We start from the raw sequence: 14,910 nt of genomic DNA, 5'->3' as shown, positions 1-14,910 counted from the left end.
AACGTGATGACGATAGCGACCAAGACCCCAGCGGCGCCCGAAACGCTCGATATTTTCCAGGCGAAAGACTATTCGCCCTATTATTTCTTCTCCTCGGAGGAGTGGGCGAAATTCCGGGCAGACACGCCACTGACGCTGACGGCGGATGAAGTGACGCGGCTGCGCTCGATGGGCGACCCGATCGATCTCAACGAGGTCCGGCGCATCTATCTGTCGCTGTCGCGCCTTTTATCCTCGCATGTGGAATCCTCGCAGATCCTGTTCGAGCAGCGCAATCGGTTCTTGAGTCTCTCCGATGTCGCCAAGACGCCCTTCGTCATCGGCATTGCCGGCTCTGTCGCCGTCGGCAAATCCACCACGGCCCGTATCCTGAAGGAATTGCTGCGCCGCTGGCCGTCGAGCCCGAAGGTCGACCTGATCACCACGGACGGCTTCCTCTATCCGAATGCCGAGCTGCAGCGCCGCAACCTGATGCAGCGCAAGGGCTTTCCGGAAAGCTACGACACCGCAGCGCTTTTGCGGTTTCTTTCGGCGATCAAGGCCGGGCAGCCTGATGTCAAGGCGCCCTGTTATTCACACCTTGTCTATGACGTGCTGCCGAACGAGTTCAAAACCGTTGACCGCCCGGATATCCTGATCTTCGAAGGCATCAACGTGCTGCAATCGCGGCATCTGCCGGCCGATGGCAAAATCGTGCCGATGGTCTCGGACTTCTTCGATTTCTCGATCTACATCGATGCCGACGAGCCGTTGATCCACAATTGGTACGTCGCCCGTTTCATGCGGCTGCGTGAGACCGCCTTCCGCGACCCCAACTCCTTCTTCCACCGCTACGCCTCGATCAGCGAGGACGAGGCCCTGGCGATTGCCGAGGGGCTTTGGAAGAACATCAACCTCAAGAACCTCAGACAAAACATCCTGCCGACCCGCCCGCGCGCCGACCTCATCCTGCAGAAGGGCAAGAACCATCTGATTGAGCAGGTTGCGCTCAGGAAGCTTTAGGGGGTTACCCTTCTCAGGGTCAGGTTTATCCGCCCGCCATTCTTCAGCAATGTTGATGTGGCCGGATGGATGCGATCAACACCATGAAAGCAGAGCCTGCCCTGGCCGCCCAGAACGACGATATCGCCGCTTGAGAGCTTGAAAGATAGCGTGCGATCATTGCGCTCGAGACCGCCGACCCGGAAGAGGCAGGTGTTGCCGAGCGAGATCGACAGGACGGGGGCAGCCAGATCCTGCTCGTCGCGATCCTGATGCAGGCCCATGCGGGCATCGTCGTCGTAGAAATTGACGAGGCAGGCCTGCGGCGGCTTTTCATAGCCTGCTATATCATTCCAGAGATCAAGCAGTTGCGAGGGCATCGCCGGCCATGGCTTACCGGTGACCGGATGCGTCGGCTGGTAACGATAGCCGCGCTGCTTGTCCGTGACCCAGCCAAGCGAACCGCAATTGGTCATGCGCACCGACATTTCCTTGCCGGTGCCAGGCATGACCGGCGTGAACAGCGGAGCTTCGGCCACAATGGCGCGGATTGCCTCGACCAGCGCTTCCTGTTTGGGACGGTCGAGATAATCGGGAAGATGACGAATTCCGTTGGGGAGCAGCATGACGGCCTTCCGAAAACTCAATCCGCTCAAGATAGCGCGACAGGCGATTCGGAGCAGCCCGAAAAGCCAACCTAATCGCCGCCCGGCTTACCGCGCATCTTCTTGACCTCGGAGCGACCTGATTTTTCCTTCAGCCGGCGCTCGATCGAGCCCTTGGTCGGCTTGGTCTTTCGGCGCGGTGGCGGTGGCGGAGCGGCAGCTTCGAGCAGCAGTTCCTTCAGCCGCTCGCGCGCATCTTCGCGATTGCGGTCCTGGCTGCGGAAACGGCTGGCTTCGATCATCAGCACGCCGTCCTTGGAGATGCGACGCCCGGCAAGCCGCACGGCATTTGCCTTGACGCGGTCGCTGAGTGAAGGGGAACTCACAATACCGAAAAACAATTGGACTGCGGTCGCGACCTTGTTGACGTTCTGCCCACCCGGGCCACCCGCCAGAACGAATTGTTCCGTCAGCTCCCAGCCGGCGATCGTGATCCGGTCGTTGATGTAAAGCGCTTCGCTGGCCATGATTTTCTCCGCGCCTGTCTATCCCACATCGCAGCACGGTTGAAAACTACTGGCGGACAAAATGAAACCCGGCGAACTGGTCGCCGGGTTTCACGTGAGTCATTCCCGTTCTGGATGTTTATTCGGCTGCGACCCGGATTCCCGGTGCCGCATCGCGGACGTTGCCGTCCACATGATCTTCGAACTTGGCGAAGTTGGTCACGAACATCTGCACCAGCTTCTTGGCCTGCGCATCATAGGCTTCGCCGTCGGCCCAGGTGGAGCGCGGGTCGAGGATGGCCGTATCGACGCCCTCAACGGCAACCGGCACCGCGAAACCGAAATTCGGATCCGTGCGGAACTCGACATTGTCGAGGTCGCCCTTGAGCGCTGCGGCCAGCAGGGCGCGCGTTGCCTTGATCGGCATGCGGCGACCCGTGCCGTAGGCGCCGCCAGTCCAGCCGGTGTTGACCAGCCAGCAACCGGCGCCGTGGCGGGCGATCAGCTCCTTCAGCAGATTGCCGTATTCCGTCGGATGGCGCGGCATGAAGGGAGCGCCGAAGCAGGTCGAGAATGTGGCTTCCGGCTCGACGACGCCCTTTTCCGTGCCGGCAACCTTGGCGGTGTAACCGGAGAGGAAATGGTACATGGCCTGGTCCGGCGTCAGCCTGGCGATCGGCGGCATGACGCCAAAGGCATCGGCGGTCAGCATGATGATCGTCTCGGGATGGCCCGTGATGCCCGATTCCGAAGCGTTCGGGATGAAGTGCAGCGGATAGGCGCTGCGGGTGTTCTCCGTCAGCGAGCCGTCGTCGAGATCCGGGACGCCATGCTCGTCGAGCACGACATTTTCCAGCACGGTGCCGAAGCGGCGGGTCGTTTCGTAGATTTCCGGCTCTGCTTCGGCCGAAAGACGGATGGTCTTGGCGTAGCAGCCGCCTTCGAAGTTGAAGATGCCGTTTTCGCCCCAGCCATGCTCGTCGTCGCCAATGAGCGTGCGGCTCGGATCAGCTGAAAGCGTCGTCTTGCCGGTGCCCGACAGGCCGAAGAAGATCGCGGCGTCACCGTCCGGGCCGACATTGGCAGAGCAGTGCATCGGCATGACATCGCGTTCCGGCAGCAGGTAGTTGAGCGCGGTGAAGACCGATTTCTTCATCTCGCCGGCATAGGAGGTGCCGCCGATCAGGACGACGCCGTTGACGAAATCGCAGGCAATGACAGTTTCGGTGCGGCAGCCGTAGCGCTCGGGGTCGGCGCGGAAGCTCGGCAGATCGATGATCGTCAGCTTCGGCACGAAGCCTTCAAGCTGCGAGCGCTCGGGACGGATCAGCAGATTGCGGATGAACAGCGAGTGCCAGGCGAATTCGGTGATGACACGCGTCGGCAATGCATAGTCACGGTCGGCACCGCCGATCAGATCTTGCACGAACAGGTCCTTGCCGCGCGCATGCGCCAGCATGTCTTCATGCAGCAGCGCGAAATGCTCCGGCGACATCGGCTTGTTGTTGTCCCACCAGATCTGATCCTCGGTGGTCGCGTCGCGCACGACGAACTTGTCCTTCGGAGAACGGCCGGTGTGCTGCCCCGTCAGCGCCCGCAGCGCACCGTCTGCGGTCAGATCGGCTTCGCGGCGGCGAATCGCCTCCTCATAGAGATGGGCCTCCATGAGGTTATAGCGCACGCTGGCAGCGGCTCCCAGGCCGATCGATCCCAGTTCGGTTGCGGGATTACGGACGCCGAATTGCTCCATCACTTTTTTCCTCAACAAGGCCTTGGCCGTTAGAACTGTCTAAAGCGTAGAGGCGTCTTTTTAAAAGCACAAGAGCATTAAACGAGAAATCTTTAATGATATCAGTTATTTAATCGATTTAAATAAAATTTCATAATTTTAAATCGTTTGAAAGAGAGACGCCGAGACGTTTGGTCGCACAACCTGCGGGCAAGCGGATCGGCGCTCGACAATCCTCCCCTTTATCTTTGCCACAATTTGTTCCACCTTTATCCCCATAAGCGCGCCAGGTTACCGCCGACCGAGCTGGCAGACCGCCTGGGCTGGATTCCAAATCCGGGAGACGCGCACTGATGACGGAGACGAATACCATGTTGACAATCGCGCTCGTTGACGACGACCGCAATATCCTGACTTCCGTATCGATTGCCTTGGAAGCAGAGGGATATAAGGTAGAGACCTATACGGACGGGGCTTCGGCGCTCGACGGCCTGCTTGCGCGGCCGCCGCAACTCGCGATCTTCGATATCAAGATGCCGCGCATGGACGGCATGGAGCTGCTCCGCCGCCTGCGTCAGAAATCCGATATTCCTGTCATCTTCCTGACCTCGAAGGATGAGGAAATCGACGAGCTCTTCGGCCTGAAGATGGGCGCCGACGATTTCATTACCAAGCCTTTCTCGCAGCGCCTTCTGGTCGAGCGCGTCAAGGCGGTGCTGCGCCGCGCCTCTGCCCGCGAAGCTGCGAACGCCGCCGGCGGCGCTGCCGCCGCCAAACCGGGTGCAGCGCAACAGGCCCGCTCCCTGGAACGCGGCCAGCTCGTCATGGACCAGGAGCGTCACACCTGCACCTGGAAGGGCGAGCCGGTGACGCTGACTGTCACCGAATTCCTGATCCTGCATTCCCTGGCGCAGCGCCCTGGCGTCGTGAAGAGCCGCGATGCCCTGATGGACGCCGCCTATGACGAGCAGGTCTATGTCGACGACCGCACCATCGACAGCCACATCAAGCGGCTCCGCAAGAAATTCAAGATGGTCGACCTCGATTTTGATATGATCGAGACGCTGTATGGCGTCGGCTATCGTTTCCGCGAAGCCGCCTAAAGCCGGAGATTTCAGGTCGAACCGGCCTGAAATCTGACTTCGCTCCGGAATCAAAAGCAAAGCATGATGCCGCCTGAAAGCGCTTATACTTTTCGGCTTCATGCTCGGATAGTTAACTGGACCATACGGCCGACAATGGAATAAGAGCATGCGAACGGGGTCGTCGACCCCGTTCTTCGAAAGGGCCGGTGGCTTGGCACAGCTGGTGCAGGACAGAGATATAGACGATACGGAAGGCGCGAGCGGCGTTCGAATTGGGCGCCGGCGATGGACTCATCCGTTCGTTCTCATCCGCCGCATCTTCGGCAATGCCGTGTTTTCGAGCCTGACGCGGCGCATCCTGTTCTTCAATCTGGCCGCACTCGTCGTTCTCGTCGGCGGCATTCTCTACCTCAATCAGTTTCGCGAGGGCTTGATCGATGCTCGCGTCGAAAGCCTGCTGACGCAGGGCGAAATCATCGCCGGTGCCGTTTCCGCCTCGGCATCGGTCGACACGAATTCCATCACCATCGATCCGCAGAAGCTGCTGGAGCTGCAGGCCGGCCAGAGCATCACGCCCGTTCCGAACGACGAGGATCTGGAATTCCCGATCGATCCGGAAAAGGTGGCGCCAGTGCTGACGCGGCTGATCTCGCCGACGCGCACCCGCGCCCGCATCTTCGACGCCGACGCCAATCTCCTGCTCGACAGCCGCCATCTCTATTCCCGTGGCCAGGTGCTGCGCTACGACTTGCCACCGGTTGACGATGCCGCGCAAAGCTGGTCCGACTGGTTCAGCGGCCTGCTCAACAAGATGCTCCAGCCGGGCAATCTGCCCGTTTACAAGGAAGCGCCCGGCGGCGACGGCTCAATCTATCCGGAAGTGATGAATGCCCTGACCGGCGTTCGCGGCGCCGTTGTCCGCACTACCGAAAAAGGTGAGCTGATCGTTTCGGTCGCTGTGCCGATCCAGCGCTTCCGCGCCGTGCTGGGCGTGTTGCTGTTGTCGACCCAGGCCGGCGACATCGACAAGATCGTCCATGCCGAGCGCCTGGCGATCATGCGTGTCTTCGGTGTGGCGACGCTCGTCAACGTCGTGTTGTCACTGCTGCTATCCTCCACCATCGCCAATCCGCTGCGCCGGCTTTCGGCTGCCGCCATCCGCGTGCGCCGGGGCGGCGCGAAAGAGCGCGAGGAAATTCCCGATTTCTCCGCCCGCCAGGACGAAATCGGCAACCTGTCGATCGCGCTGCGTGACATGACATCGGCGCTCTACGACCGTATCGACGCCATCGAAAGTTTTGCCGCCGATGTCAGCCACGAGCTGAAAAATCCGCTGACATCGCTGCGCAGCGCCGTCGAGACGCTGCCTCTTGCCAAGAGCGACGATTCCAAGAAGCGGCTGATGGACGTCATCCAGCACGACGTGCGCCGCCTCGATCGCCTGATCAGCGATATATCGGACGCATCGCGTCTCGACGCGGAACTCGCCCGCTCAGATGAAAAAACGCTCGATCTCGAAGTGTTGCTGCGCGACATGATCGATATTTCCCGCCAGGTCGGACACAGCAAGCGAGCGGTCGAGATTGAATATCTGGTCGACCGCAAGCCGGCCAACAAGGCGAAGTTCACTGTCGTCGGCCATGACCTGCGTATCGGCCAGATCATCACCAATCTCATTGAAAACGCACGCTCTTTCGTTCCGAACGAGACCGGCAAGATCACGGTGAGGCTGACACGGACGAGAACGCGCTGCGTCATCTATGTCGAAGATAACGGTCCCGGTATCCAGGCCGAGGACATCGACCGTATCTTCGAACGCTTCTATACCGACCGGCCGGAATCGGAAGGCTTCGGACAGAATTCCGGCCTTGGCTTGTCAATCAGCCGGCAGATCGCCGAGGCGCATGGCGGATCGCTGCGGGCTGAGAACATCATCGACAGCGAAGGCACGGCACTGCTCGGCGCCCGCTTCATCCTCTCGCTGCCCGCCCAGACGCAGGCCTGATGAGCGGTCAGATGAGCGGCGACGCAACCAATATCCACGCAACCGCCATCGTCATCGGCAAGACCGGGCTTTTGTTTCTCGGACCATCGGGCAGCGGCAAATCATCCCTGGCTTTTTCCTGCCTCGCAGCCGCCAAGCCGCTCGGGCTTGCCGCAGCGCTGGTCGCCGACGACCGGGTGCTGATCGCCAGGCAGAACGGCTCGGTCACCGCCGAATGCCCGCCCTCGATCGCCGGCCTGATGGAGATTCGCTATACCGGCATTGTTCGTCTGCCGTACGTTCCAAAGGCCGAAATGCATTTTGCCGTCAGCCCGGTCAACCCCGCCACGGCGGAAAGGCTGCCTCCCGAGGACGAGCAGATCGAGGTTGCCGATTCCATTCGGTTACCCCTGATCCGTTTGTCCGCAACCTCCGCGAACCCGCTCGCCATAATAATGGCGAAAATCGGCGTCAGTTTCGAATAATCGGCAATTTAGGCCCGCACAGGCATTCAAATCCTGTATTTTAAGCTTGCACTTCGTCTTTTCATCGCCAAGATGTCCCCCCACCGGTGGACGACATTGCTGCATTGCGATATGGGCCACCTGTTTGCGTAATGCGATGGGAGCAGTAATATCATGATCGGACTTGTGCTTGTCACTCATGGCAAGCTGGCTGAAGAGTTTCGGCATGCGTCGAGCATGTCGTTGGTCCGCAGAAGTTCATAGAAACGGTATCTATTGGTCCCGAAGACGACATGGACAAGCGGCGGCAGGACATCCTGCAGGCCGTGGCCGGTGCTGACGATGGGCACGGCGTTATTATCCTGACCGACATGTTCGGTGGCACTCCTTCCAATCTCGCAATCTCCGTCATGAACAGCGGCCACACCGAGGTCATTGCCGGCGTGAACCTGCCGATGCTCATCAAGCTCGCAGGCGTACGCGGCGATAACAACATGGAGAAGGCTCTCGTTGAAGCTTCGGAGGCCGGACGTAAATACATCAACGTGGCCAGCCGCGTGCTCAGCGGCAAATGACGGACAGCACCGCCTCTATGACCGAGCTTTCCAGGGAACTCCTGATCATCAATAAGCGAGGCCTTCACGCCCGCGCCTCCGCTAAATTCGTCCAGACTGTCGAGGCCTATGACGCCGCCATCACTGTTTCGAAAGACGGGACGACGGTCGGTGGTACCTCGATCATGGGCCTGATGATGCTGGCGGCCAGCCCCGGCTGCAGCGTGCTGGTAACGGCCAGTGGCAATCAGGCCGCCGAAGCGCTCGAGGCGCTGGACCAGCTTGTGGCCAATAAATTCGGCGAGGAAATGTAGGCTCTTCCTACAAATCGCCACAACGATATAAAGACATAAAGACTTCTTTATATCATCATTGATTTCCACTCTGAAGCCTGCTACACGGCATCATCCACACGCTGTCAGCGTGCAATTTTTGTTGCATTCGGCCGTGGCGTTTGCCCGCGGCGCGACTGCATCGTTCAGGCTGGAGATCTTCATGAGCACTGAAAAGGACTACGTCGTCGCGGATATCGGCCTTGCCGACTTCGGCCGCAAGGAAATCACGATTGCCGAAACCGAGATGCCGGGCCTGATGGCCTGCCGCGCCGAATTCGGTGAAGCACAGCCGTTGAAGGGCGCACGCATCACCGGCTCGCTGCACATGACGATCCAGACAGCCGTTCTCATCGAGACGCTGGTGGCGCTCGGTGCAGAAGTTCGCTGGGCATCCTGCAACATCTTCTCGACCCAGGACCACGCTGCTGCCGCGATCGCTGCTTCCGGCGTTCCGGTCTTCGCGATCAAGGGTGAAAGCCTCGAAGACTACTGGATCTACACCGACAAGATCTTCCAGTGGACCGATGGCGGTCTCTCCAACATGATCCTCGATGATGGCGGCGATGCCACGATGTACATCCTGCTCGGCGCCCGCGCCGAAGCCGGTGAAGACGTGCTTTCCAACCCGCATTCGGAAGAAGAGGAAATCCTCTTCGCACAGATCAAGAAGCGCCTTCAGGCATCGCCCGGCTGGTTCACCAAGCAGCGCGACGCCATCAAGGGCGTGACCGAAGAAACCACCACGGGCGTCAACCGTCTCTACCAGCTCAGCCAGAAGGGCCTGCTGCCCTTCCCGGCCATCAACGTCAACGACAGCGTCACCAAGTCGAAGTTCGACAACAAGTACGGCTGCAAGGAATCGCTGGTTGACGGCATCCGCCGCGCCACCGACGTCATGATGGCCGGCAAGGTCGCCGTCGTCTGCGGTTATGGCGACGTCGGCAAGGGTTCTGCCGCTTCGCTTTCCGGCGCCGGCGCCCGCGTCAAGGTCACGGAAGTCGACCCGATCTGCGCACTCCAGGCTGCGATGGACGGCTATGAAGTCGTTCAGCTGGAAGACGTCGTCGGAAGCGCCGATATCTTCATCTCTACGACCGGCAACAAGGACGTCATCCGCATCGATCACATGCGCGCGATGAAGGACATGGCGATCGTCGGCAACATCGGCCACTTCGACAATGAAATTCAGGTTGCCGCTCTGCGTAACCTGAAGTGGACGAACATCAAGCCGCAGGTCGACATGGTCGAGTTTGCCAAGGGCAACCGCATCATCCTGCTTTCGGAAGGCCGCCTGCTGAACCTCGGCAACGCCACCGGTCACCCGTCCTTCGTGATGTCGGCTTCGTTCACCAACCAGACGCTGGCGCAGATCGAGCTTTTCACCAAGCCCGGCCAGTACCAGAACCAGGTCTACGTGCTGCCGAAGCACCTCGATGAAAAGGTCGCTCGCCTGCATCTCGCCAAGCTTGGCGTAAAATTGACCGAGCTTTCGGATGAGCAGGCTGCGTATATCGGCGTGACGGCGCAAGGTCCTTTCAAGTCGGACCACTACAGATACTGATTTTAAGATCTATATCCACAACATCTTGTGGCCCCGGCATTGACAAATGCCGGGGCTTATTTTTTAGCCAGCTCCCTTCCCGCAGATTCCCTTAGGCAGTATTGTTTTTGAACTTGATTCGTGACGAACCGGGCGTGCCCGGAGCCATGAAAATGGGATGTCTTGTCAGGATGCGGCACATTAAAGGACGGAGACAAACCTCTTATGTCTGAAGGGGAAGACAACCTGCATCAGCCAGCGCTACGCAAAACGGCGGCGCGGCTGCAGCGGGGCGGTGCATATATGTTTTTACCGCGGACGAAACGAGGAAATGACAAGGGTCGGCTGGCCTCGCTGACCCGTCTGCTACGGCTCAGTGTTTTCGGTGGCCTTGTCACTGGTCTGGCAGGTCCCGTATTGGCGCAGAGTGACACCGCGACGCAGACGACCGTGCGCCTGTTCACCTCTTCCGAAATGGCCGTCTTCTCCATCATCATCGGCGTCATCTCCGCCGCACTGCTGTCGACCGTGTGGATGGTCCGGCAACGCGGCAATCTGGAAAGCGAAAGCCGCGAGATCCGCACGGCGCTCTCCGATGCCAATCAACGCATTTCGCAGTATCAGGCGCTGATCGCCGACAAGAACCGCCGCATCGTCATCTGGGACGGCCAGAACGCACGCCCGGAACTGCTCGGCCAGCTTCCAGTCGAAACCGGTGCTCCTCAGGACAATGAATTCCTCGCCTTCGGGCGCTGGCTGAAATCATGGTCGGCCGGCGAGCTCGACAAGGCGATCGACAAGCTGCGCGGCAGCGGCCAGAGTTTCGACATGGTTGTCGAGACCAATCGTGACGAAATCCTCGAAGCGCAGGGCCGCATCTCCGGCGGCCGCGCCTTCGTCCGCTTCATCGCGCTCAACAATCTGCGCGCCGAACTGGCGGAGCTGAAGATCGAGCGCGACCGGCTTATGACCTCGATCTCGGCCTTCCAGAACCTGCTCGACGCCATCGACCTGCCGGTCTGGCAGCGGGATGCGGACGGGAAGCTAACCTGGATCAATCAGGCCTACAGCGAAGCGGTCGAGGCCGTTTCGACCGATGAAGCCATTCGCGAAGAGCGCGAATTCCTGACGACCGTCGCCCGCGAGCGCATTCGCGCCTCCACCACGCCGGAATCGCCCTTCCACGACAAGATTTCGACCGTTGTGCGCGGCAACAGAACCTTCTTCGACGTCGTCAACGTCAAATCTCCAAACGGCTCCGCCGGCATAGCCATCGACGTTTCCGAGGCGGAATCGGTTCGTGCCGAGCTGGCTCGCACGCTGAAGAGCCATGCCGAAACCCTCGATCATCTGGCGACGCCTGTTGCGATCTTCGACGGCGACCGGCGTCTGCAATTCTACAATCAGGCCTTCGTCCAGCTCTGGGAACTCGACATCGCCTTCCTCGAAAAGCGGCCAGACAATAGCGAGCTTCTCGACCGGCTGCGCGGCGCCAAGAAATTGCCCGAGCAGCTCAATTGGAAGACCTGGAAGGACGGCGTTCTCTCGGTCTACCGCGCGCTTGATACGCAAAGCGACCTCTGGCACCTGCCCAACGGCCAGATTTTGAGGGTTTTTGCCACGGCGCATCCGCAGGGCGGCGCTACCTGGGTGTTCGAGAACCTGACCGAACAGGTCGATCTCGAAACGCGCTACAATACGCTGGTCAAGGTGCAGGGCGAGACCATCGACCATCTGTCCGAAGGCGTTGCCGTCTTCGGGCCTGACGGCCGCATCCGCCTGTCCAACCCGGCCTTCCGCATTCTCTGGAATATCACCGAGACACAGGCCAAACCGGGCACGCATATTCAAGTGCTGGCCGAAGCCTGCGCGCCCTCCTATGACCAGCCTGATGGCTGGAAACGATTTGCCGAGCAGATCACCAGCTTTGAAGACGAACGGCCGTCGTCGCAAGGGACGCTGGAGCTCTATTCGAACCTCGTTCTCGATTACGCCGTCATTCCGCTGCCGAATGCGCAGACCATGCTGACCTTCGTCAACAAGACGGACAGCGTGCGCGCCGAACGGGCGCTGACCGAGAAGAACGACGCGCTTTTGAAGGCGGACGAACTCAAGAACGATTTTGTCCAGCATGTGTCCTACGAATTGCGCTCACCGCTCACCAACATCATCGGCTTCACCGATCTCCTGAAGACGCCCGGCATCGGTTCGCTGAACGATCGGCAGGCCGAATATATCGACCATATCTCCACCTCCTCGTCCGTGCTGTTGACGCTGGTCAACGACATTCTCGACCTTGCGACCGTCGATGCCGGCATCATGCGGCTGAACTATTCCGAGATCGTGCTCAGCGATCTCCTCGACGAAGTGTCGATGCAGATTGCCGACCGGTTACAGGAAAGTGGCGTCACGCTGGAAATCACCGTCCCCAGCCATCTCGGCTCGATCGTTGCCGACCAGCAGCGGCTGAAGCAGATCCTGCTCAAGCTTCTCACCAACGCCGCCAACTTTGCACCCGAGGGCTCAACCATTGCGCTCAAATGCGGGCGCGAAGGCACGGATTTCGTCTTCTCGGTTGCCGACAAGGGCCCCGGCATTTCGGAGGATCTGATCAATACCGTCTTCAACCGCTTCGCTTCCAACGGCAAGGGCGGCAAGCGCAGCGGCGCCGGCCTCGGCCTTTCCATCGTCGAGAGCTTCGTCAGCCTGCATGAGGGCGAGGTCTCCATCGAGAGCCAGCCCGGCAAGGGAACGACGGTAACGTGCCGGATCCCCTCCATCGAGCTGCCCCGTTACGCCGCAGCAGAATGACAGCAACCGACCTCAGCCTGTCCCTCTTCCTCGCAGATGACGCCGCCACCACCCAGCTTGGCGAAGATCTGGCGCTGGCGGTGAAGATAGGGGATTGTCTGGCTCTTTCAGGCGATCTTGGCGCAGGCAAGTCCTCGCTCGCCCGTGCGCTGTTGCGCGCCATGGCCGACGATGCCGAACTGGATGTGCCGAGCCCGACCTTCACGCTCGTGCAATCCTACGAACTGCGCTTCCCCGTCTCGCATTTCGACCTCTATCGCCTCGGCGACCCCAGCGAACTGGCGGAACTCGGCTTTGACGAGGCGTTGCAGACCGGCGTCTGCCTGGTCGAATGGCCCGAGATGGCAGAGAGCGAGCTGCCGAAGGAGCGCATCGACCTCAAGCTGGAACACGAGGGCGAAGGACGGCGTGCAACGATTACGGCACCGGCCAAGCAGATGGCACGCATCGAGCGCGTGCTGGCGATTCGCGCTTTTCTCGATGCCAACGGCTATGCGGGCGCCAATCGTCGCTTCCTGACAGGCGATGCCTCCCTGCGCGCCTATGAATCCCTCTATCCGCACGGCGGCGGCAAGCGCATCATCCTGATGGACTGGCCGCGCCTGCCGGAAGGGCCGCCGGTGCTCGACGGCAAGCCCTATCCGAAGGTCGCGCATCTGGCCTGGGACACCTATCCCTTCGTCGCGATCGCCAATGTCCTGCGCGAAAACGGCTTTGCCACCCCGGAAATCTTCGCCGCCGACTACGACCTCGGTATTCTGTTGATTGAAGATCTCGGCACCGATGGTGTGCTCGACGAGCATGGCAAGCCGATTGCCGAGCGCTATCGCGCCAGCGTCGCGTGCCTTGCGCATCTGCACGGCCTTGTCATCCCCCACGACATTCCGGTGACGCCGGATCATATCCATCACATTCCGGATTTCGACCGGACCGCCATGAAGATGGAGGCGCGGCTGCTGCTCGACTGGCATCTGCCCTGGAAGCGCGGCACGCCGGCCAGCGACGAAGAGCGTGCCGATTATCTGGCGATCTGGGACCGGCTGATCGATCAGCTTGCCGATACCGAAAAGAACCTGCTGCTGCGCGACATGCATTCGCCGAATATCATCTGGCGGGCACAGGAGGAGGGCATACAGCGCATCGGCCTCATCGATTTCCAGGACGCCATGATCGGGCCGACCTCCTATGACGTCGCCTCGCTCGTTCAGGATGCGCGCGTGACGATCGAGCGCGATCTCCACGATCAGCTTATGGCCGACTATCTCGCGCTTCGTCATGCCCAGGGCGGCTTCGACGAGGCGAACTTCCTGAAAAGCTGGGCGATCATGTCGGCGCAGCGCAATTGCAAGCTCGCCGGCCTCTGGGTGCGGCTGTTGCAGCGCGACGGCAAGCCCGGCTACCTCAAGCACATGCCGCGCACGCTTGCCTATCTCGCCATCGCCTTCGAGCATGAAGCCCTCGCCCCCTTGCGCGAATGGTGTGAGAAAGCCGGCATCGGCCAGGCATAGAAAACGAACAACGGCGACGTTTTTCCGGCCTTGTGTTAAAGGAAAATGAGCGACCGAATCACGAGTTCGAGACGAAATGACCATCAAGCAAGCCATGGTATTGGCCGCGGGGCTCGGAACCCGGATGCGGCCGATCACCGACACCATCCCGAAGCCGCTGGTAAAGATCGCCGGTAAGGCGATGATCGATTATGCGCTGGACGCGCTGGCGGAAGCCGGTGTCGAGCGGGCGGTCGTCAACGTGCATCACCATGCCGACCAGATGGAGGCGCATCTGCGCAGCTATCGCGGCCTCGAGATCCTGATCTCCGACGAGCGGGACGCGCTGATGAACAATGGCGGTGGTCTGGTCAAAGGCTTCAAGCTGCTGAACCGCGACCCGGTTTTCGTGATGAATGCCGATCTGTTCTGGATTGGCGAGAAGCCGGGCACACCGACGAATCTTGAGCGCTTAGCCGGATTCTACGATGCCTCCCGCATGGACATGGCCATGCTCTGCGTCGAGTTGGAGAAGACGACAGGCCATAACGGCAAGAATGATTTCAGCATGGCCGAAGACGGCCGGCTGCAGCGCTATCGCGACGCGCAGCACAATGGCGTCGTCTATGCAGGCGCCATTGCCATGAACCCGTCGCTCCTCGACGACGCGCCGGATGACGCCTTCAACATCAATATCTACTTCGACAAGGCCATCGCCCGTAATCGCCTCTATGGCACCATGCTCGACGGTCACTGGCTGACTGTGGGGACACCCGAGGCAGTCGGCGAGGCGGAGGAGGCGATCCGGACTTTCCGGGCGTTTGCGTGA

At 60.3% G+C, this 14,910-nt stretch carries 12 protein-coding genes and 1 pseudogene; 10 read left to right on the top strand and 3 right to left on the bottom strand.

What is annotated here, in order from left to right; translation table 11 throughout:
* The first annotated feature begins 6 nt into the window (after nucleotides 1-6).
* Nucleotides 7-1,002 (top strand): type I pantothenate kinase, encoded by a 996-nt coding sequence (gene coaA, locus BSK43_RS03785; RefSeq protein WP_077470388.1) that lies wholly within the window; start codon nucleotides 7-9, stop codon nucleotides 1,000-1,002.
* Here the strand turns inward: coaA and BSK43_RS03780 are convergent.
* The 3 genes from BSK43_RS03780 to BSK43_RS03770 form a co-directional block, all read right to left on the bottom strand.
* Entirely contained in the window at nucleotides 999-1,607 is a 609-nt protein-coding gene (locus tag BSK43_RS03780) for an alpha-ketoglutarate-dependent dioxygenase AlkB (protein ID WP_077470389.1), read from the bottom strand. The two genes, coaA and BSK43_RS03780, sit on opposite strands and share 4 nt — an antisense overlap.
* A 71-nt stretch (nucleotides 1,608-1,678) precedes the next feature.
* On the bottom strand, nucleotides 1,679-2,113 hold the full coding sequence (gene arfB / locus BSK43_RS03775) for an alternative ribosome rescue aminoacyl-tRNA hydrolase ArfB (protein WP_077470390.1): 435 nt from the start codon (nucleotides 2,111-2,113) through the stop codon (nucleotides 1,679-1,681).
* Between the two features lie 118 nt (nucleotides 2,114-2,231).
* On the bottom strand, nucleotides 2,232-3,842 hold the full coding sequence (locus BSK43_RS03770; protein ID WP_077470391.1) for a phosphoenolpyruvate carboxykinase: 1,611 nt from the start codon (nucleotides 3,840-3,842) through the stop codon (nucleotides 2,232-2,234).
* Nucleotides 3,843-4,192: 350 nt separating this feature from the next.
* Between BSK43_RS03770 and BSK43_RS03765 the strand changes: the two genes are divergently transcribed.
* From BSK43_RS03765 to BSK43_RS03725, 9 genes and pseudogenes are all read left to right on the top strand, one after another.
* Entirely contained in the window at nucleotides 4,193-4,924 is a 732-nt protein-coding gene (locus BSK43_RS03765) for a response regulator transcription factor (protein ID WP_197923095.1), read from the top strand.
* A 193-nt stretch (nucleotides 4,925-5,117) separates the two neighbouring features.
* Nucleotides 5,118-6,911 carry a sensor histidine kinase gene (locus tag BSK43_RS03760; RefSeq protein WP_205910587.1) on the top strand — a complete coding sequence of 598 codons (1,794 nt, stop codon included), beginning with the start codon at nucleotides 5,118-5,120 and terminating at the stop codon, nucleotides 6,909-6,911.
* A gap of 11 nt (nucleotides 6,912-6,922) precedes the next feature.
* Nucleotides 6,923-7,375 carry a serine kinase gene (locus BSK43_RS03755; RefSeq protein ID WP_077470518.1) on the top strand — a complete coding sequence of 151 codons (453 nt, stop codon included), beginning with the start codon at nucleotides 6,923-6,925 and terminating at the stop codon, nucleotides 7,373-7,375.
* 153 nt (nucleotides 7,376-7,528) lie between these two features.
* Nucleotides 7,529-7,929 (top strand): annotated as a pseudogene (locus BSK43_RS03750) (PTS sugar transporter subunit IIA).
* Between the two features lie 17 nt (nucleotides 7,930-7,946).
* Complete coding sequence (locus tag BSK43_RS03745) at nucleotides 7,947-8,222, top strand: HPr family phosphocarrier protein (RefSeq protein WP_068390562.1); 276 nt, start codon at nucleotides 7,947-7,949, stop codon at nucleotides 8,220-8,222.
* Nucleotides 8,223-8,403: 181 nt separating this feature from the next.
* The gene (gene ahcY, locus BSK43_RS03740; RefSeq protein WP_077470519.1) at nucleotides 8,404-9,804 is read left to right on the top strand and encodes an adenosylhomocysteinase; all 1,401 of its coding nucleotides are present in this window, start codon (nucleotides 8,404-8,406) and stop codon (nucleotides 9,802-9,804) included.
* Between the two features lie 204 nt (nucleotides 9,805-10,008).
* Nucleotides 10,009-12,594, top strand: a complete 2,586-nt coding sequence (locus tag BSK43_RS03735) for a PAS domain-containing sensor histidine kinase (RefSeq protein WP_077470393.1) — start codon at nucleotides 10,009-10,011, stop codon at nucleotides 12,592-12,594.
* Nucleotides 12,591-14,102 carry a tRNA (adenosine(37)-N6)-threonylcarbamoyltransferase complex ATPase subunit type 1 TsaE gene (tsaE, locus tag BSK43_RS03730; RefSeq protein WP_077470394.1) on the top strand — a complete coding sequence of 504 codons (1,512 nt, stop codon included), beginning with the start codon at nucleotides 12,591-12,593 and terminating at the stop codon, nucleotides 14,100-14,102. Before BSK43_RS03735 ends, tsaE begins: the two co-directional genes overlap by 4 nt.
* Nucleotides 14,103-14,178: 76 nt before the next feature.
* Nucleotides 14,179-14,910, top strand: a complete 732-nt coding sequence (locus BSK43_RS03725; RefSeq protein WP_077470395.1) for a nucleotidyltransferase family protein — start codon at nucleotides 14,179-14,181, stop codon at nucleotides 14,908-14,910.

It is taken from the genome of Rhizobium sp. P44RR-XXIV (assembly GCF_001999485.2).
In the GTDB taxonomy this organism is placed as follows: domain Bacteria; phylum Pseudomonadota; class Alphaproteobacteria; order Rhizobiales; family Rhizobiaceae; genus Rhizobium.
The sequence above is the reverse complement of the archived record's forward strand: the minus strand, read 5'-3'. Positions and strand labels throughout refer to the sequence as shown.